Here is an 18984-nt window from a genome sequence, read left to right on the forward strand (position 1 = left end):
TTCCTGTTCTTCTACAGACCTACTCAGCAAGATGAAGCTGAAGGAAATCAATCACCTGATGAAGAGCTTTTTGCACAACAGGGTTATCGAAATCTTTTTCAAATACATGCTCCCCGTTTGGAATAGTAATAAGCTTTGCCGGTACTCCTTCTTTCACTAGCGCAGCTCTCATGAATACCGATTGTTCATACGGCACATCTACATCGTTCGTTCCGTGTAGTAACAATGTAGGGGGGAATTCCTTAGTTACATGATGAATAGGACAGAATTTGAGGATTTCTTCCTTATGTAGAGAAGGATTCAAGCCCGTCACTTCTTCGATCCAACGACCGGATTGTCTTGCATATAAATAGAGAAGAAAACGCTCGTCTACGCTTGCGCTCGTAATGATTTGATCGGACACTGTACCTTTTGCAATCTCCATGGAGACGATATCCTTTTCACAATAGAATTTACTTGGTTCGAGTGCCCATGGAGCGCTAATATCGCCATATCCATAGAAGGAGACAATCGCACGTGGCTTATGGGTAAACATTCCTGTGCTTAGTGCAAGGAAACCACCTGCTGAGCTTCCCACTACAGCGATCCTCGAGGGGTCAATGGAGAATTGTTTTGGTCCTTCCTTTTCTAACCAAAGAAGGCTATCTTGGACATCTTCAAGGATGTCAGATAGGGTGGACCTAGGGGCTAATCTATAGTCAATCGAAAATAGCGCAAAGCCATTATTAGTGTAAAGTTGTATCATTTCCTCGGATAGATCTTCTCGATCACCCCAAAGTAGACCGCCTCCGTGAATGTACACAATAGCAGGGGCTTGTGGACGGTTTGTTTCATAAAAATCAGCTTTAATTGTAAATTGATCATTTTCTTTAAAAATAATAGTCTTCTTCATAGCTATCCATTACACCTCATCAAGTAAGTAATTTTTAAAGACTAGCACTACCTCTATTGTATATCATTCACGAATTTTGATGAAACCATAATCATGAATACCCAGGATTGGAGATATTAGCATGGATAGAAAGAGAAGATATCAGGCTTTATTTGATAATATTAATCAATATAACTCGGGTGAGAAGGGCATCACTAGAATTGCCTATACAAATGAAGAGCAGACATGTACGAGTGCTTTTATGCGGATGTGTAAGGCTGAAAATTTAGATATTCGGATGGATCATTGCGGAAATGTGATCGCTAGAAGGAATGGGAAGATAGAAGGGCTCCCACCCGTTGTAATGGGCTCTCACTTGGATACGGTATACCAAGGTGGGAAGTACGATGGGGTAGTAGGTGTAACGGCTGCTTTGGAAGTGATCAAACGTCTAAACGAAAAAGGGATTGAAACGGATCATCCGATCGAAATTATTTCATTTGCCTGTGAAGAATCTTCGCGTTTTGGGATTTCAACAGTAGGCAGCAAAATAATGTCAGGGTTATTTCAGAAGGAGAAATATAGATCTTTGAAGGACAAAGACGGTATTACCATGGAAAAGGCATTTTCGCTATGTGCACTGGATTATAACAGTATTGATCAGGCGAGTAGAGAGAATGAAGAATTAAAAGCGTTTTTTGAATTACATATTGAGCAAGGTCCTGTCTTAATAAACAATAATAAAAGAATTGGAATTGTGACTGGAATTGCTGCACCCGTGAGGCTTCATATTCAAATATCAGGGAAGGCATCCCACTCTGGAACGACACCTATGAATATGAGAAAAGATGCTTTTCTGGGTGCCTCAGAAATAGCACTTGCGCTTGAGAAAGCAGCCAAACTCGAACAAGAATTTGGAACGGTTGCGACGCTAGGGGTGATAGATATCTTGAATGGCGCTATGAACGTGGTTCCGGGAGAAGTGGAAATTAAAATTGATATCAGATCTACTTCAGTGGCATCCAGGCAACGTGTGTTAGACCATTTGTATCAAACAATATCCTTAGTACAAGAAAATAGACAACTTGTAATTGAGAGTACGGAAATTATTTCGGAGGAACCCGTCCTATTATCTGATGAGATCAGTCAGGTTCTAGAATCCATTTGTGAAGAGAAAGGGATATCGAGTCAACGGATGATCAGTGGTGCAGGGCATGATGCCATGAACATGAACAAACTTTGCCCAGTAGGGCTTATCTTTGTTCCTTCTGTAGATGGACTTAGTCATCATCCCAATGAGTATACGGATTTAGATGATATCATTATGGGGATTGATATTTTAGAAGAAGCTGTTCTTCGTTATGCGTTTGTAAGACAAATATAGATTTTTTCACAGCCTTGTTCATTATTCTTCACATACTGAACAAGGCTGTTCTGCATATCTACTATAGTGTTTTGTTGACAACAACAAATGAGTATGTTAAATTTATCTTAAGTTAAAGATAATTAATGTAAAGATAATTGTTGGGAATAGGGTTCTGTGAAACATAGGATGAAATGTTGGAAAGATATTTTTTTTGGTGGATATCTTAACGTTAAGATAATTCAATTAATCTTTCTTGATCTAGGGAATTATATTACAAAATCAAACTAAAACCATAGGAGTGTATAATCATGAGAAATTTAAAAGGGATTCACCACGTAACAGCCATCACAAGCAGCGCAGAGAAAAACTACGAGTTTTTTACTTACGTATTGGGAATGCGTCTAGTGAAGAAAACCGTCAATCAAGACGATATTCAAACGTATCACTTGTTTTTTGCAGATGATAAGGGCAGTGCCGGAACGGATATGACGTTCTTTGACTTCCCTAACATTCCTAAAGGTGTTCACGGAACCAATGAGATCGCCAAGACATCCTTCCGGGTACCAACTGATGCTGCATTAGACTACTGGGTAAAACGTTTTGATCGCCTGGATGTGAAGCATACCGGAATTAAAGAGCAGTTTGGCAAAAAGACTTTATCCTTCGTAGATTTTGATGACCAGCAATATCAACTTATCTCCGATGAATTTAATGAAGGGGTCGCATCAGGTACACCATGGCAAAAAGGACCAATTCCTTTAGAGTTTGCGATCACTGGTTTGGGACCGATCTTTGTACGTATAGCTGACTTCAGCTATTTTAAAGAAATGTTGGAAAGAGTCATGCTGTTTAAAGAAATCGGACAGGAAGAGGCTTATCATTTGTTTGAAGTTGGCGAAGGCGGAAACGGTGCGCAAATTATTGTAGAGCATAACGAAGACTTGCCGAATTCGCGTCAAGGTTTTGGAACAGTTCACCATGCGGCTTTCCGAGTAGAGGATCGTGCCATGCTGGATGAGTGGACTAAGCATTTTGAAGACTTTGGGTTCCGTACCTCAGGTTATGTGGATCGTCATTTCTTCGAGTCGCTGTATACACGTGTTGCTCCACAAATCCTGTTTGAGCTTGCAACAGATGGACCTGGATTTATGGGAGACGAGGAATACGAAACGGTTGGAGAAAAACTTTCATTGCCACCATTCTTAGAACCTAAACGTGAGCAAATTGAGAAGTTAGTACGCCCTATTGATACCGTTAGAAGCACGATCGATTTCGTGAAAGAGTGAAGAAGGAGCTGGGGAGATTGATTTCGATTGATCCGAAGCAAAATAGTGAGCGGGAAAATTATAAGTTATTAATTGGTACTGTTATTCCTAGGCCCATTGCTTTTGTCACTACACAATCAGAAGATGGCATTTTGAATGGTGCGCCGTTTAGCTATTTTAATATCGTCTCGTCTAATCCTCCGATGGTTTCACTGTCTATTCAAAGACCAGCGGGACGATTAAAAGATACAGCCCATAATATCTATAACAATCAACAGTTTGTTGTGCATATTGTAGATGATGAGAATGTTGGAAAAATCAATCAAACCGCTGCCTCATTGCCAAGAGCAGAAAGTGAAATTGAACTTGCCAATCTTACACCGGTCCCAAGTAAAAATATAGCTGTACCTGGTGTATTGGAAGCAAAGGTTCGAATGGAATGTAAGCTTGTACAAGCGATACCTCTAGGAGCAGAAGAACCTGGGAGTGATTTGTTCATCGGCGAAATTGTTCAGTTTCATATCGATGAATCGATTTATCAGGAGGGGCGGATTGACCCTAGAGCCTTAAATGCAGTAAGTCGTTTAGCGGGAGCTAATTACGCTACGATTGGTGAGATTTTTGAAATTGAGAGACCGGAATAATAAACTAAGATCTGTTCGTAAGCGATGAAGCCTACCGAACAGGTCTTTTTGTGGGCTAATTATAGTTCATCAGCTATGCCAAGCAAACCGTAAGGTTTTCTCTCGAAGTTTATCTGGACTGATCGTTCCAGATATGTTATATTGCCATTACAGGAGGTGTTACTCATGGCAAGGACAAGAGAGTTTAACGAGGATCAAGCACTACATCAAGCGATGCTGTTGTTTTGGAAAAAGGGTTATGAGGCAACAAGCATACCGGATTTGCTGCAGGTTATGGGCATTAGCCGTTCTAGTCTTTACGATACTTTTTCTGACAAGCAAACGTTGTACATTGCCGCACTGGAACATTACAAAAAGGTTAGCTTCAATAGACAGGTCATTCTTGAACGGGCGTCAAGCGTTAGAGCAGGGATTCAACAATTTTTTGAGCAACATATTACTTCAGCGTACGATACGAGCCTACCCGGCGGGTGTTTTGTAACGAATGCAGCTACAACACTAGAGTCGCGGGATGAAAAAATAAATGAATTGATAAAGACTAGTTTTTTGAATTTAGAACAGGCTTTTTGCGAGCTTTTGGAAAAAGGCCGACAATCAGGCGAACTTGATAAAACCACTGATGTCAAAGCGTGGTCTTATTTATTGCTGAATTTACATCAAAGCATAAATATTATGGCAAAAGCAGATCAAGATCAGCAGCGTGCCAAAGAGATGATAAGCTTTGTAATTGCAGCAATATAAATTTTTTTTGGTTATTCTGGAACGATCGTTCCGTTATTGTAAATCATCCTTAATGCGGAGAAGAGACTTATGAAAATATCATTTATCGGGCTTGGGAAAATGGGCTTTCCAATGGCCCGAAATTTGTTGAAAGCTGGTAATGAATTAATCGTTTTTAATCGTACTCGTGAAAAAGCGCAACCCCTAATAGATCAGGGAGCGCATTATGCCGAGACACCATTGGAGGCAGCACAAAAGAGCGATATGGTCATAACCATGCTTTCTGACGATGCCGCTTTGGAGGAGATTGTTGAGGGTCCAAATGGAATTTTGAATGGATTATCAGAAAAAGGAATTCACATATCTGCCAGTACGATCAGTGTAGATCTGGCTCGGAAATTATCCGCGGCGCATGCGGAGAGAAAGCAATACTTTGTGTCTGCCACAGTGCTGGGGCGTCCGGATGCCGCTAAAGCAGCTAAATTGCGCATCATTTTGGCAGGTCCGGAGCAAGCCAGACAACAGTTAATTCCTGTTTTAGAACAATTAGGTCAGGAAATATTCGAGATTGGGGATTATAGCGAAGAAGGAAATGTTGTAAAAATAGGCGTAAACTTTTTAATTGCTTCTATGCTGGAAGCTTTATCAGAAACGCAGCTGATGGTAGGAAAGTATGGCATAGAGCCAGCCCGTTTTATGGATGTGGTGAATGCTCTTTTTCAATCTCCCTTATATCAGAACTATGGGGCGATAATGACAGAACAGCGGTTTGAACCAGCTGGTTTTAAAATGAAGCTAGGGCTGAAGGATGTTGCACTGGCTATAGAGGCAGCGCAGTCCGTCCAAGCTCCTCTACCTTTGGGCCAACTTATCCATCATCATTTATCTGAAGGAATAGCCCATGGTTATGGTGAGATGGATTGGACAGCTTTAATCCGTTGTCTAGAGCACTCTTCTTAAAAAAATAGGGTTGCCCCAAATCTCTGTTGGTTGTAGTGCAGGAGAAAAATTAAAAGAGGTGTGATAAATCATGGAAATAGGTGTTACTTCGTTCGTAGAAACAAAGCCTGATATTGAGACTGGAATTGTGATGAGTCATGCACAGCGATTACGAGAAGTAGTCGAAGAAATCGTCCTTGCGGATCGGGTGGGACTTGATGTTTTTGGTATCGGTGAGCATCATCGTGAAGATTATGCAGCTTCTTCACCAGCAATCGTGTTGTCCGCTGCTGCGTCCTTGACTAAACGGATTCGCCTGGCTAGTGCTGTGACGGTCCTTTCATCTGCTGATCCTGTACGTGTGTTTCAGGATTTTGCTATGCTTGACGGCATTTCCAATGGACGTGCCGAGATTATAGCGGGCAGGGGTTCATTCGTTGAATCCTTTCCGTTGTTTGGTTATGGCTTACATGACTATGAGGAGCTATTCAATGAAAATATCGAACTGCTTATGAAAATACGGGGTTCCGAGAAAGTAACTTGGAAGGGAGGCCATCGGCCAGCAATTCATAATTTGGGCGTATACCCGCGGCCCGTCCAAAGCTCTTTACCAATATGGATTGGCAGCGGAGGTACGCAAAGCTCCGCCGTTCGTGCAGGACTTTTGGGTCTGCCATTGATGTTGGCGATCATTGGCGGGAATCCAATGAATTTTGCTCCGCTTGTAGAGCTGTACAAGAAGGCGGCGGCCCGCGCTGGACATGATGTATCGCAGCTTCAGGTGGGATCTCATTCGATTGGATTCGTCGCAGAAGATACGGAACGGGCAGCAGATATCTTTTTTCCATCTACCCAATACGGCATGAACAAGCTCGGGAAAGAACGAGGATGGTCGTATTATGACCGTTCCAGCTATGATGCGGCCCGAAGCTTTGATGGCGCATTGTACGTTGGAGATCCAGAAACAGTTGCTCAGAAGATCATTCATCTACGGAAGCATGTAGGTATTACACGCTTTATGATGTATGTTCCACTAAGCACGATGCCACATGAGCAGGTGTTGCGGGCTATAGAACTGCTCGGAACGGAGGTTGCTCCACGAGTACGAGAGGAAATTGCCAAGTGGGAAGCTGAGAAGGAATAGGAATTATACAAGCAATCATTATTGTATTGGAGGATTTTCATGAGTATCGATAAACGTATACTACCAGAATTAAGAGAGGCATATTCACAATTTCCAGGGTTTCAATTGGAAGAGAATTTAGAGTGGAGCAGAAGTTTAGTGTCGGCTCCGTCACTGAAGAGATCAGAGCATGTAAACACAACCAGTCGAAAAATTCCGGGTGCTGCAAGGGAGATACTGGTAAAAATTTATGAACCTGCTGGGCGAAATGCTGACAAGCTTCCAGCTATGCTGTGGATTCACGGGGGCGGATACGTGTTAGGACATCCTGATATGGACGACGAGTTGTGTGAACGCTTTGTTCAGACGGCTAGATGTGTTGTCGTGTCGGTTGATTATAGGCTGGCACCCGAGCACCCCTATCCAGCTGCAATCGAAGATTGTTATGCTGGCTTAGTATGGATGACGGAGGAAGCGGAATCACTTGGCATTGATGAGAATCGGGTTGCGATTGCTGGTGCAAGCGGTGGCGGCGGGCTGACAGCAGCACTTGCGCTGATGGCACGAGATAAAGGTGGACCCTCCATTATCTTTCAGATGCCGTTGTACCCAATGCTCGACAACCGCAACATTACGCCATCAAGCCATGAGATTACGGAAGAAGGTGCAATCTGGAACCGGACGGACAACTTAACGGCTTGGAACATGTACCTGGGCGAGGAGAACGATGCCAGCAGGATATCTTCCTATGCGGTACCAACGAGAGCGGAGAATTTAGCTGGACTGCCACCAACCTATACCTGTGTAGGTCAGCTTGATCTATTCCGAGATGAGACGATCGAATATGTAACACGACTTGCGCAAGCAGGTGTAGATATCGAATTTAACCTGTATCCCGGATGTTTTCATCTTTTCGAAATATTCGTTCCAGAAGCGGAAGTGAGTCAGCGCGCCGTTCAGAGCTATATGGATGCGATGGCCCGGGCACTTCACCCCAAACACTCTCCATCCTCAAGCGAGAGCTGTTAATAATGCAAGCACAAACCATATGATCATTGCTCCTTGTTGTAGATTGAAATCCTCGCCGATTATGCGAGAAAAGATTCTATACAAGGTGGTCATTTCATCATACAAAAAATACACCCCTTAGAATCGACCGGACAAACCATAGGTTTATCCAGGTCTATTCTTAGAGGTGTATTTCATAATATTAAAGCGGGTGATCTTAACGAAGCGTCTTGAGCGCACCGCTCCAAGCCAATACTTGATCAAGCATGCCATTTACATTGGTCAGGTGAAGATCCGCTGGTTTGAACACAGAACCGTTCTCGAAATCAGTGAACAGGGACAGGGCTGGATGTACACGAACATCTGCTACAGACAGTTCTCCCAAGATTCCACGTAAATGCTCAGCTGCACGAGCGCCACCTACAGAACCATAACTCACGATACCCGCTGCTTTGTTGTTCCAAGCTTCACGCGCGTAATCGAGTGCATTTTTCAGTGATGCGGAAATACTGTGGTTGTATTCTTGAACGATAAATACGAAACCGTCTAACGTAGCAAGCTTTGTATTCCAAGCAGTTGCTTGTTCAGTAGCATCAACTTCTCCCATTAGTGGAAGTTTGAAGTCCGCGATATCTACGATCTCATAATTAGCATCTCCACGTGCATCTGCTACCTTTTTAACCCATTCCCCTACTTGTGGGCTTAAACGACCTTGACGAGTACTTCCCAGAATGATTCCGATGTTTAATTTAGACATTGTTTGTTCCTCCTCGATTTTTGTTCTACCAAATAGTTTGTCTAGAAATCCCATGAATTACACAACCTTCAAATAAATAATATTAAGCGTGTTACGCTCTAGTTGTCTTTAAGTTAAGTATCTTTAACATGAGATAATAATACCGTGTTTAGTTTACTTTGTCAAGCAACTTAATAATAGTTAGTTTATAATTTTGTCTCACCTTTACAAATTTAGTTGTCTAGAATATAATTGTTTAAGCAACTATTGAAAAGAAGATGAAATGAGAAGAGGTCTAATCATGACGACAAAGCATAACCAATCCGAACTTACGTTAGGATTTATGATGGGAACGACCTATCGTAAATTAAGCGCGTTATTCCAAAATGGGCTAAAGGAATATGATATAACACCTGAGCAATGGTCAGTGCTTTTTCAAGTCGACAGAACGGAAGGGCTGATTCAGAAGGATATCGCGAAGCGTTCGGGTAAGGATAAACCAACTACGACGCGAATTCTGGATCACTTGGAGGGAAAAGGGCTGGTCTATAAAAGAACCGGGGAGAATGATCGGCGTTCTTTTAAGGTTTATATTACGGAAAAAGGAAGAGCTCTGATAAAGGAGACCTTTCCTATTGAGGATCAAGTCACAGATGAGATTATGAACTGTATTTCCAGTGATGAATATGAGCTGCTCATGGGGTTGCTGCTAAGAATAAACAATCATATTGATCAAATAAATGATGGAGAGTAGGAACGTAAGTTATGCCAGAACAACAAGAACTACGTACGAAACTATGGACCAAGTCTTTTATTGCTTTAACGTTTAGTGCTTTATTTTTATTTATGAATTTACAGATGCTGCTATCTTCATTTCCGTCTTATGTTAAAAGTGAATTTCAAGCCGGAGATATTATGGTCAGCTTGGTTACAAGTGTATTTGCGCTAACTGCGATTGCTTCACGTTTTATGACTGCTTTTCTGATGCGGAGGGTTAGCCGCAATGTACTATTATATATTGGTTTAGCCATCGCGGCCGCCATAACCGGTCTTTATGTGGTAGCAGACTCAATCGGGTCACTATTGCTGATGCGGGTAGGCTATGGGATTGGGTTCGGGATTGCCAGCACGATTATTCCCACGATTGTTTCACAGATTATTCCTAGCAAAAGAATGGGCGAAGGGATCGGCTATTTCGGCTTATCAACCAGTCTTGCAATGTCCATTGGTCCTATGATTGGTTTGAACGTAATGAAGCAATCGGGGTTTGGAACACTGGCGATGATCGGAACATTCACCTTGCTTCTTGCCTTTCCAGTCCTATTGTTCTCACGTTCACTTCCAGCTGTACCGAAAAAACAGCCTATTGAGCGATCCATTGCACCATCCAAACCAATCAAGGTTCCTTTTAATACAAAGTTAGTATTGCCTGCAATACTGAATGTCTTACTCGCGATCACTTATGGTGGATTGCTTAGCTTTATCGCTTTGTTCGGCGAAGCGGTACATTTAGAGCAAGTGGGTTTGTTCTTTTTATTTAACGCGATAACAATCATTATTATTAGACCTATCTCCGGCAGATTATTTGATAAAAGAGGTCCGGCTGCTGTTCTGATTCCAGCAGCGGTTTGTGTCGTCGCGAGCTTAACAGTGCTCTCGTATACAACATCCATGCCCATGCTCATTATATCCGCATTGCTCTATGGACTCGGCTTTGGAGCTATTCAGCCAACTATACAGGCATGGATGCTTCGGACATCTACACCTGTACAGTATGGCATGGCGAACAGTATGTTTTATAACTCAACAGATTTAGGGGTAGCCAGTGGGGCCATTATTCTTGGGGCAATCTCGGCGGCATCCGATTATGGGATGATGTATCGTTATTCTGCTGGGTTCATGGTGCTGTTCCTAATTATTTATATTGGGATTCAGATTACTAAGGCCAGAAATAGCCCTTCAGCTTTAAGCCAATAAGGGATGATTTCAGATTAAGCTAATCTTTAGGTACTATTCATATCGTTTTAAGCTAAGGGGGTTATAGTAATCACATAACCCCCTTAAATATAGACCTTGACCCTGCCGGACGTTGGCAGGGTCCTTTTTTTGTTGATGAAAAGGACAGAGATCTGTAGATTAAGCCAATCTTTATCTACTATTCATATTCTTTTAAGCTAAGAGGGTTATAGTAATCACATAACCCCCTTATAATATAGACCTTGACCCTGCCATACGTTGGCAGGGTCCTTTTTTTTATGTTCTTGCACCATCCCGAAAACATAGGTAGTATACAGATTTTATCCACTAAGGACGGTATAATGAAGAAATCAGGGATGGCCAAAGAAGTAGAGGAGAGGTTCACAAATGAATAAGACATGGAATCTGGATAGCTTATATCCTTCCTTTGAGTCAGAGAAGTTAAAAGGCGATCGTGAGCTACTCGGTCAACTTATTATAGATTTAAAAGCCTGGGCTGAGGGCAATCTAATGCTTGAGGGTGTTTCCGTCGCAGCGATCGAGGACTTTCTAAGGCTCTACAACGATTATAAAAGCGTATATGTATGTTTATTAGCCTATGCAGAGTTAACGCTTAGCGCAGACAGCAGTTCTGAGGAAGCCATGAATCTTGCTGATGATATTGAACATTTGAGCTCAGAGATTGCTGGGGTAGTTGCGGGTTTTAAACGATGGATTAGCACTTGTGAACACATAGATGAGCTTATCGTTAGCTCAACTTATCTTCTGAAACATCAATTTTATTTAAAGGAGCTTCTTCTGCAATCCCGTTATGTGTTAAATGAGGAAGTGGAAGTTGCGATTGCCAGAATGCAGAGCACGGGTTCCAAAGCGTGGGGAAGGCTCTACATGGAGAGCGTATCGAGTACACTTGCAGATGTGGTAGTACAAGGGGAAACTAAGAAAGTAACGCTTGCAGAACTAAGGAGTATGGCCTATGAGAATAACGTTACATTAAGAAAAGCGGCTTATGAAGCCGAGGCTGAAGCTTGCAGTCGTATTGCTGGGGTTTGTGCAGCTTGCATGAATGGAATAAGTGGTGAGGCGCTAACGATTTATGGCATGCGTGGATATCAATCTTCTCTGGAAAAGGTGTTAGTGGCATCGCGAATGGACAGTGAAACTTTATCGGCAATGCTCGCCGCTCTTCAGGAGAGTTTGCCAGCTTTTCATACCTATTATCAAAAGAAAGCCGAACTGCTGGGACATTCCACAAAGCTGCCTTTTTACGATATTTTTGCACCGATTGGCGAAGAAAGTGTAAAAATCTCTTACGAAGATGCTCAAAAAACAATTGTCTCTAGCTTCGGAACCTTTAGCGAGGAATTGGCCAATTTAGCTCAAAAGGCTTTTGATCAGCAATGGATTGATGCAGAACCTAGAGCGGGTAAGGGTGGATATGGGCTCTGCATTGATATTTTTCCGATAGGCCAGAGCAGAATCATGACACAGTTCACTGGAAATGCTATAGATACTAGTATCCTTGCTCATGAGCTCGGCCATGCATATCATAGCTCCTGTCTGGGAGAAGAAACGATGCTGAACACAGATTATCCGATACCGATTGCCGAAACGGCTTCGATCTTTTGCGAGACGATCGTAAATCAGGCACTACTCACTAGTTCGACCAAGAAGGAAGCGCAGCTTCTATTGGAGAGAAGTATTTCCGATGCTGGGTATTATCTTGTAGACTTCTATGCCCGTTATTTATTTGAGCTTAAACTATATGAGAGAAGAACCTCGGGTCCGCTTCCAGTTCAAGAGCTGAACGAATTGATGATTGCTTGTATGGTGGAAGCTTACGGTGAGAGCATTGATCCTGATACGATCCATCCTTACATGTGGATGAACAAGGCCGGATATTTTATGGCTGGTTATGAATTTATGAACTTCCCGTATTCTTTCGGACTGTTATTCGCTAAAGGACTCTACGCAGAATATTTAAAAAAGGGCGAGGAGTTCGTCGCCCGGTATCGTCAGTTCCTTAGTGCTACCAGCAAGCATAATATTGCAGATGTAGCAAAGTTTATGGATATTGATGTACACTCCATTGATTTTTGGAGAGGTGCTTTAATGCTGATTGAAACCGATATTGAGGCATTCATCAGTACGACCTAAACAACTCTCCAGTTATGATCACAGGTAGCTTCAATTTGGCCGCGTTTTTCAATGTAATTCGTGACAATTTCAGACATGTCGATCAGTACTTCTTTGACAATCGGCTTGCCCTTATACATCTCATAATCTCCACCGCCGCTTGCTCTATAGTTGTTCATAACAACATCATATTCCTTAGAGTCCTCCACAGGCTGCCCACGATGCAGCAGATGGAGGACTCTTTTGCCTACAGGTTTATTGACATGAAGCTCGTAGTGGATGCCTTCCCACATATCATAATTGTAATGTTGCGATTTAGGTTCTACATAAGCAGGGTTAACAATTACATTTCCCTCTAGATCCTTTTGAAAATAGTTGGCGGTTTGTTCCAGTGCCTCTTTTATATCTTGTCCGGTCAGTCTTAGCACAGTTAGCGTGTTTGGATAAATGAAGTTGGAAAGAATATCTCTCCGAGTAATGGTGTTACTGAAGCCCTTGCAATCGTTGCTGAGTAAAGCTGCTGTCGAGATCTCTACACCTGTAGCTTCCATTTGTACCTTATTAACAAATTCTATAAAGGGATGGTCAGCCAATCGGCATTCATCTGCACTAGAAATAGAAAGGTCACCGATAACTGTACCTATTCTCTCATCCAACCAGGCTTCTGTTTCTGATTCAAGCGTGCTGCTAAGCTCTAGAATTGTATCATCTACATCGGTCTTGTCGTCTACAGCAAGGAGTTCGGCTTGTTTACTCTTAATCTTCCAACGCTCGTTTTCTTTTTGAAAGACTACTGAAATCTTACCGAGGGAATGTCCATTAAAACCAGTCTGTATGATCGTCACACCATTTAGCTCACTAGCTATGAAGCGATGCTGATGTCCGGTAATTAATACATCTAAGCCTTCAACCTCTGTGCACATTGCATAGGCTTGATTCTCTCCAGTTAGTCTCTCTACAGGTTCACCACTAAGGAGGTCGCGCTCGAACCCGCCATGATAAGCTACAACGAGTAAATCGGGCTGTTCTTCTTCTCTAATAGTGGCACACCAAAGCTTTACAGTCTCTAACGAATCCTTGAATTGAAGTCCTTCTATATGGACAGGATTCTCCCAGTGGGGAATGTAATGTGTGGTAACTCCTAGAATGGCTACTTTGATTTTTTTGTCTATCCATTTGATGATATAGGGTCTACCAAATGCAGGTTTACATGTCGCGCGATCTATAATTCCAGCAGATAACCAAGGAAATTTGGAATCCTGAATGGCTTTATTAAGCAGTGGCTTACCAAAATTAAATTCATGGTTACCAATAATTGCAGCGTCATATTTCAATTCATTCAATGCAGCTATGCCTGGATTTAGTTCGTCACTGTACTGTGTGGCTGCATAATAAGCTAGCGGTGTACCTTGAATAAGATCACCGTTATCGAGAAGTATTAGCTCTGGACAATGGGATCTTTCTTGTTTAATAAGGCTAGCAATGGTTGCTAAGCCTTTTTGTCGTTTCTCACCCGTGCGGTAATCAATGGGCCCTAAATGCCCATGTAGATCACTTGTTATGAGGATTTCGCAGGTTAAGGTGTTGTCTTTATTCATGGGTAGCCTCCTACGGATAATAAGTTCAGACCTCATTCTATCAGATAATTTGGAAATTTTAAGAGATTAAAATAAATTTTACATATATTTAATAGTTAGAGGCCTTAGATTTAATACAAAATATTTATAGTCTAGAAGTACTAAAAAAAAGAGAACAGTGGAGGTCTTTCGTTTGAGAAAAATAAGTAAATTCGTATTGCCGCTAATGATGTCTATTACTTTGCTTAGTGGTTGTGGTGCTAATAACACTGCTAATACTGCAAACCAAGGATCGACGGATGGAGCAAATGCACCGAAGGAAACGGCAGCTCCTGTAGCAGAGGGTTATGTTCCAGAGAAGCTCACAGTACAATTTGTCCCTTCCCAAAATGCAGATACGCTCGAAGCTAAGGCGAAACCTCTTGAAAAATTACTGGGTGATAAACTCGGTATTCCTGTAGAAGTAAGTGTCTCTACTGATTACAACACTGTTATCGAAGCTATGGCTTCCAAAAAAGTAGATTTAGGTTTCCTTCCTCCAACAGCTTACGTATTGGCAAAAGAAAAAGGAGCTGCTGAAGTTATTCTTCAAGCTCAACGTTTTGGTGTAAATGATGAAACGGGTGCTCCGACAGATGAATTGGCTGACTTCTATAAATCTATGATTATCGTTAAGAAAGATTCTGCGATCCAATCCGTTGCCGATTTGAAAGGCAAAAAAATCGCTTATCAAAACGTTACATCCTCAGCAGGTTTTGTATGGCCGGCTGCAACACTAATGGATGCAGGACTTGATCCGTTGAAGGATGTACAAGCTATCACGGTTAAGGGACATGACCAAGGCGTACTTGCTGTACTGAATGGTGATGTAGATGCCGCAGCTATTTTCCAGGATGCACGTAATATAGTCGTTAAGGATTATCCGAAAGTATTTGAAGATACTCGTGTTCTCGCCTTTACTGATAAAATCCCTAACGACACGATTTCGGTCCGTTCAGATATGAATAAGGAATGGATTGAGAAGATTCAGCAGGCGTTTATTGATATCGCTGCTGACAAAGAAGGACATGAGATTATCAAAGATATTTACTCGCATGAAGGTTATGTGAAGTCACAAGATAGCAACTTTGACATTGTTCGTGAATACAACAATAAAGTAAAAACAGAGTAGTTCAGGCCGTTCAAGGATACAACGATGTTGGTGTATAACAGGAACTAAGGATAGCCAGCTCCGGATTCCCCCCCGGACCTGGCTTTCTCTTTTATACGAATATACGAAAACACAAAAAGGAATGATTTTCATGATAGAGCTTCGTAATGTGTCCAAGACGTATCTAAACGGAACCAAAGGCTTAAACAACATTAACCTGACTATTCCAGCTGGAGAATTTGTAGCTATTGTTGGTCTTTCGGGTGCGGGAAAGTCAACCCTGCTACGTTCCATTAACCGGCTTCATGATATTTCAGAAGGCGATATTCTTATCAATGGGCAATCCATCACGAAGGCAAAGGGAAGCCAGCTCCGAATGATCCGTAGAAATATCGGAATGATCTTCCAAAGTTTCAACTTGGTGAAACGTACGACTGTGCTTCGTAATGTATTGGCAGGGCGGGTCGGCTATCATTCCACAATACGGACGATAATTGGCAAATTCCCACAGAAGGATATTGATTTAGCCTTCGAGTCTCTCGATCGGGTCAATATTGCTGAGAAGGCCTACACACGTGCAGATCAACTATCTGGAGGTCAGCAGCAGCGCGTGGCTATTGCTCGTGTTCTTGCGCAGGAGGCGCAAATTATCCTTGCAGATGAACCTGTCGCTTCACTGGATCCGCTCACGACCAAGCAGGTTATGGATGATTTGAAAAAGATTAATATGGAGCTTGGGATTACGACCATCGTGAATTTGCATTTTATCGACCTCGCTAGAGAATATGCCACCCGGATTATTGGGCTCCGGGCAGGAGAAGTGGTCTTCGATGGTCCTGTATCCGAGGCCACCGATGAGAAATTTGCTGAGATTTACGGCAGACCGATTCATCAGGATGAGTTGTTAGGTGAGCCTGTAAGCGGAGGCATGTGATATGAGTGTGAATGCAGAGAAGTTACATCCCAAACCGCCAAGAAAGATAAAGCATTATTTTACAGCTATTATATTAGTAGTATTACTGTGGAGAAGTGCGGTCTTGACCGATTCATCCATTGGAGAGCTGATCTCCGGTCTGCCAAATATGCTGGATCTGCTTAAGGAAATGTTCCCTCCAAACTGGGGGTATTTTGACAATATTATAGATGCGATGCTGGAGACGATCCGGATGGCATTGGTCGGTACAACGTTTGGTGCCATTCTGGCGGTTCCCATTGCCCTGCTGTGTGCAAGCAATATTACGCAAAGCCGATGGCTTCATTATCCGGTACGTATGCTGCTGAATTTGATCCGCACAATTCCCGATCTGCTGCTGGCTTCTATTTTTGTCGCCATTTTTGGCCTCGGTGCGCTTCCGGGAATATTTGCTTTGACGGTATTTTCGCTAGGGCTGATCGCCAAGCTTACCTATGAATCGTTGGAGACGATTGAACAGGGACCTTTGGAAGCAATGACTTCAGTCGGAGCGAATAAGACTCAACGAATTATGTTCGGCGTCATTCCGCAGGTACAGGCTCATTTCATGTCTTATGTGTTGTATGCCTTTGAGATTAATGTTCGTGCTGCAGCAGTTTTAGGTTTGGTAGGCGCGGGTGGAATCGGCCATTACTATGAAGTGACATTAGGCTTTTTAGAATACGATAAGACTTGCACCATCATCTTGTTCACATTAGCAGTAGTCTTGATTATTGATTATGTAAGCACTAAGCTGCGGGAGAAATTAATATGAGTAAATCATGGAATACCCTAGTACCCAAACCTCGTAAAAATCGTTTCCGATGGCTGATTTATGTAGCATTAGCGGCAGTGTACATCTGGGCTTTTTCGGGAGTGCCGTTTAATGGATTTAAAGAAACTGCCGGGATCATTACTAAGGCCATCTTTGCCGGGATATTCTCTCCTGACTGGGCCTTCGTTTATTTACCAGATGGGGAGGATCTGCTTCGAGGATTACTTGAGACGTTAGCTATTTCAATTTTAGGGACTTTTATCTCGACCTTCATATGTATCCCCTTTGCTTTTTGGGCTGCGGTCAACATGAGCAAGGGAAAGGCGATTTCGGGTTCCGGCAAGCTAATATTAAGCTTTATACGGACATTTCCTGAGATCATTATGGCTTTGCTGTTCATCAAGGCTGTTGGGCCGGGTTCATTTGCGGGTGTACTGGCACTAGGACTGCATTCCGTCGGCATGCTCGGCAAATTGTTCGCGGATGAGATTGAGAATATTGATAACGGTCCACTCGAAGCCTTAATCTCTTCTGGTGCCAGCCGCATGCAGGTGTTATGGTTTGCTGTTGTGCCGCAGGTATTGCCAGGCTTTCTATCCTACACTTTATACAGATTCGAAATTAACGTTCGCTCAGCTACGATTCTAGGTGTGATTGGAGCAGGCGGAATTGGCACACCGTTAATCTTCGCCCTCAGTTCACGGAATTGGGACCGTGTCGGAATTATCCTGCTTGGTATCATTGTGATGATTACGATTATTGATCTGATTTCCGGCATGATTCGGAAGAAGCTAGTGTAATAGAATCGCATAATTACATGTTAGACAAAGACCTCCTTAGGGTATGAATCGAGCCTATGGGGGTCTTTTTATGATTAGCGCACTATTCGGAAAAGCTATATAGAAGTAATAATACTTTTTGTGTTAACATATGTTGGTCTATCAGAATTGTAATGAAGGAGTTGAAGGTTTGGAATCTGCGCTTATTGGCAGCTTTGTATCAGCAATGGCTACGGTTCTTGGAGCGTTTCCGATCCTGTTTGTGAAGAGGTTATCTGAGAAATGGAAGGACGTTCTCGTTGCTTTTACTGCAGGTATAATGGTATCGGCTTCTACATTTGGACTCATGCCGCAAGCGATTAAAGAATCGGGGATTATCGCATTAACCTTGGGCCTGATTACAGGAGTTCTACTGCTTGATTTAATTGAAAAGAACATCCCGCATATCGACGTGGAGAATAAACCCGGATATACCAATATGGATTCCAAGGCGCTGCTCGTTTTGATTGCATTGTTCATTCACAATATACCAGAAGGTCTTAGTACGGGATTTAGTTATGCCAGTGAGCAGGCGAGTCTGGGTCCCACCGTGGCCATAGCGATTGGTGCGCAAAATATGCCTGAAGGATTGATTCTCGCAGTCTTTCTGATGAATTCTAGAACAACTAAGTTAAAAGCATTGGGAATCGTTACGCTTACCGGACTTATGGAAATGGTATCTGCGGTTATTGGGTATTTTACGGCGAGTTACCTACAGAATGTAGTGGGCTATGGTCTTGCTTTTGCCGCCGGGGCTATGCTATTCATCGTCTACAAGGAACTTATTCCAGAGAGTCATGGTCATGGCTACGAACGGCCTTCGACGTATTCGTTTATCTTTGGATTGTTGATTATGGTGTATATTACGCAGATATTTGGGTGAATAGGGAAGAAGGGATTCTAGTGAATCCTGTCGAACAAGAGTAG

18 protein-coding genes are annotated in these 18984 nt (G+C 42.6%); 15 read left to right on the top strand and 3 right to left on the bottom strand.

Features of this window, described 5'->3' with window-relative positions; all coding sequences use genetic code 11:
- Positions 1-19: 19 nt before the first annotated feature.
- On the bottom strand, positions 20-892 hold the full coding sequence (locus tag MKY99_RS05280; protein ID WP_339269127.1) for an alpha/beta hydrolase: 873 nt from the start codon (positions 890-892) through the stop codon (positions 20-22).
- A 121-nt stretch (positions 893-1013) separates the two neighbouring features.
- On the opposite strand from MKY99_RS05280, the gene MKY99_RS05285 reads away from it, so the two are divergent.
- From MKY99_RS05285 to MKY99_RS05315, 7 genes are all read left to right on the top strand, one after another.
- Entirely contained in the window at positions 1014-2255 is a 1242-nt protein-coding gene (locus tag MKY99_RS05285; protein ID WP_339269129.1) for a Zn-dependent hydrolase, read from the top strand.
- 290 nt (positions 2256-2545) lie between these two features.
- Positions 2546-3523 (top strand): ring-cleaving dioxygenase, encoded by a 978-nt coding sequence (locus MKY99_RS05290; RefSeq protein WP_042185334.1) that lies wholly within the window; start codon positions 2546-2548, stop codon positions 3521-3523.
- Positions 3524-3540: 17 nt separating this feature from the next.
- The gene (locus tag MKY99_RS05295; RefSeq protein ID WP_339269131.1) at positions 3541-4146 is read left to right on the top strand and encodes a flavin reductase family protein; all 606 of its coding nucleotides are present in this window, start codon (positions 3541-3543) and stop codon (positions 4144-4146) included.
- Positions 4147-4311: 165 nt separating this feature from the next.
- A complete protein-coding gene (locus tag MKY99_RS05300; protein WP_149646538.1) occupies positions 4312-4887 on the top strand; it encodes a TetR/AcrR family transcriptional regulator in 576 nt (191 codons plus the stop codon).
- Between the two features lie 69 nt (positions 4888-4956).
- Positions 4957-5826 carry an NAD(P)-dependent oxidoreductase gene (locus MKY99_RS05305; protein WP_339269133.1) on the top strand — a complete coding sequence of 290 codons (870 nt, stop codon included), beginning with the start codon at positions 4957-4959 and terminating at the stop codon, positions 5824-5826.
- Between the two features lie 70 nt (positions 5827-5896).
- Positions 5897-6949 carry an LLM class flavin-dependent oxidoreductase gene (locus tag MKY99_RS05310; RefSeq protein ID WP_076283968.1) on the top strand — a complete coding sequence of 351 codons (1053 nt, stop codon included), beginning with the start codon at positions 5897-5899 and terminating at the stop codon, positions 6947-6949.
- 39 nt (positions 6950-6988) lie between these two features.
- Positions 6989-7957: an alpha/beta hydrolase gene (locus tag MKY99_RS05315; RefSeq protein ID WP_339269134.1), complete on the top strand. Its 969-nt coding sequence runs from the start codon at positions 6989-6991 to the stop codon at positions 7955-7957.
- Positions 7958-8153: 196 nt separating this feature from the next.
- Here the strand turns inward: MKY99_RS05315 and MKY99_RS05320 are convergent, their stop codons facing one another.
- The gene (locus tag MKY99_RS05320; RefSeq protein WP_042124617.1) at positions 8154-8693 is read right to left on the bottom strand and encodes an NADPH-dependent FMN reductase; all 540 of its coding nucleotides are present in this window, start codon (positions 8691-8693) and stop codon (positions 8154-8156) included.
- 280 nt (positions 8694-8973) lie between these two features.
- Between MKY99_RS05320 and MKY99_RS05325 the strand changes: the two genes are divergently transcribed.
- From MKY99_RS05325 to MKY99_RS05335, 3 genes are all read left to right on the top strand, one after another.
- Entirely contained in the window at positions 8974-9426 is a 453-nt protein-coding gene (locus MKY99_RS05325; RefSeq protein WP_042185346.1) for a MarR family transcriptional regulator, read from the top strand.
- Between the two features lie 11 nt (positions 9427-9437).
- Positions 9438-10649, top strand: a complete 1212-nt coding sequence (locus MKY99_RS05330; protein ID WP_339269136.1) for an MFS transporter — start codon at positions 9438-9440, stop codon at positions 10647-10649.
- 387 nt (positions 10650-11036) lie between these two features.
- Positions 11037-12806: a M3 family oligoendopeptidase gene (locus tag MKY99_RS05335; protein WP_339269138.1), complete on the top strand. Its 1770-nt coding sequence runs from the start codon at positions 11037-11039 to the stop codon at positions 12804-12806.
- On the opposite strand, the gene MKY99_RS05340 is transcribed toward MKY99_RS05335, so the two are convergent.
- Positions 12803-14383 (bottom strand): bifunctional metallophosphatase/5'-nucleotidase, encoded by a 1581-nt coding sequence (locus MKY99_RS05340; RefSeq protein WP_339269140.1) that lies wholly within the window; start codon positions 14381-14383, stop codon positions 12803-12805. The genes MKY99_RS05335 and MKY99_RS05340 overlap by 4 nt on opposite strands.
- Before the next feature lie 172 nt (positions 14384-14555).
- Here MKY99_RS05340 and MKY99_RS05345 point away from each other — a divergent pair, with 172 nt between their 5' ends.
- From MKY99_RS05345 to MKY99_RS05365, 5 genes are all read left to right on the top strand, one after another.
- Positions 14556-15533 carry a phosphate/phosphite/phosphonate ABC transporter substrate-binding protein gene (locus MKY99_RS05345; RefSeq protein WP_042185354.1) on the top strand — a complete coding sequence of 326 codons (978 nt, stop codon included), beginning with the start codon at positions 14556-14558 and terminating at the stop codon, positions 15531-15533.
- Positions 15534-15663: 130 nt separating this feature from the next.
- Complete coding sequence (phnC, locus tag MKY99_RS05350) at positions 15664-16446, top strand: phosphonate ABC transporter ATP-binding protein (protein WP_149646544.1); 783 nt, start codon at positions 15664-15666, stop codon at positions 16444-16446.
- A 1-nt stretch (position 16447) separates the two neighbouring features.
- The gene (gene phnE, locus MKY99_RS05355; RefSeq protein ID WP_042185358.1) at positions 16448-17239 is read left to right on the top strand and encodes a phosphonate ABC transporter, permease protein PhnE; all 792 of its coding nucleotides are present in this window, start codon (positions 16448-16450) and stop codon (positions 17237-17239) included.
- Positions 17236-18039 (top strand): phosphonate ABC transporter, permease protein PhnE, encoded by an 804-nt coding sequence (gene phnE, locus MKY99_RS05360; RefSeq protein ID WP_339269143.1) that lies wholly within the window; start codon positions 17236-17238, stop codon positions 18037-18039. The genes phnE (MKY99_RS05355) and phnE (MKY99_RS05360) overlap by 4 nt, the downstream gene beginning before the upstream one ends.
- 169 nt (positions 18040-18208) lie before the next feature.
- The gene (locus MKY99_RS05365) at positions 18209-18940 is read left to right on the top strand and encodes a ZIP family metal transporter (protein ID WP_042185362.1); all 732 of its coding nucleotides are present in this window, start codon (positions 18209-18211) and stop codon (positions 18938-18940) included.
- Positions 18941-18984 lie beyond the last annotated feature (44 nt).

It is taken from the genome of Paenibacillus sp. FSL R5-0470 (genome assembly GCF_037975205.1).
Classification (GTDB): Bacteria; Bacillota; Bacilli; order Paenibacillales; family Paenibacillaceae; genus Paenibacillus_AQ.

What these genes read in the sequence shown, in the direction of transcription:
- MKY99_RS05285 (WP_339269129.1), top strand. Translation starts at nt 1,014, where the DNA reads ATGGATAGAAAGAGAAGATATCAGGCTTTATTTGATAATATTAATCAA.
- MKY99_RS05290 (WP_042185334.1), top strand. Translation starts at nt 2,546, where the DNA reads ATGAGAAATTTAAAAGGGATTCACCACGTAACAGCCATCACAAGCAGC.
- MKY99_RS05315 (WP_339269134.1), top strand. Translation starts at nt 6,989, where the DNA reads ATGAGTATCGATAAACGTATACTACCAGAATTAAGAGAGGCATATTCA.
- MKY99_RS05320 (WP_042124617.1), bottom strand. Translation starts at nt 8,693, where the DNA reads ATGTCTAAATTAAACATCGGAATCATTCTGGGAAGTACTCGTCAAGGT.
- MKY99_RS05310 (WP_076283968.1), top strand. Translation starts at nt 5,897, where the DNA reads ATGGAAATAGGTGTTACTTCGTTCGTAGAAACAAAGCCTGATATTGAG.
- phnE (WP_339269143.1), top strand. Translation starts at nt 17,236, where the DNA reads ATGAGTAAATCATGGAATACCCTAGTACCCAAACCTCGTAAAAATCGT.
- MKY99_RS05305 (WP_339269133.1), top strand. Translation starts at nt 4,957, where the DNA reads ATGAAAATATCATTTATCGGGCTTGGGAAAATGGGCTTTCCAATGGCC.
- phnE (WP_042185358.1), top strand. Translation starts at nt 16,448, where the DNA reads ATGAGTGTGAATGCAGAGAAGTTACATCCCAAACCGCCAAGAAAGATA.
- MKY99_RS05340 (WP_339269140.1), bottom strand. Translation starts at nt 14,383, where the DNA reads ATGAATAAAGACAACACCTTAACCTGCGAAATCCTCATAACAAGTGAT.
- MKY99_RS05335 (WP_339269138.1), top strand. Translation starts at nt 11,037, where the DNA reads ATGAATAAGACATGGAATCTGGATAGCTTATATCCTTCCTTTGAGTCA.
- MKY99_RS05330 (WP_339269136.1), top strand. Translation starts at nt 9,438, where the DNA reads ATGCCAGAACAACAAGAACTACGTACGAAACTATGGACCAAGTCTTTT.
- phnC (WP_149646544.1), top strand. Translation starts at nt 15,664, where the DNA reads ATGATAGAGCTTCGTAATGTGTCCAAGACGTATCTAAACGGAACCAAA.
- MKY99_RS05325 (WP_042185346.1), top strand. Translation starts at nt 8,974, where the DNA reads ATGACGACAAAGCATAACCAATCCGAACTTACGTTAGGATTTATGATG.
- MKY99_RS05300 (WP_149646538.1), top strand. Translation starts at nt 4,312, where the DNA reads ATGGCAAGGACAAGAGAGTTTAACGAGGATCAAGCACTACATCAAGCG.
- MKY99_RS05280 (WP_339269127.1), bottom strand. Translation starts at nt 892, where the DNA reads ATGAAGAAGACTATTATTTTTAAAGAAAATGATCAATTTACAATTAAA.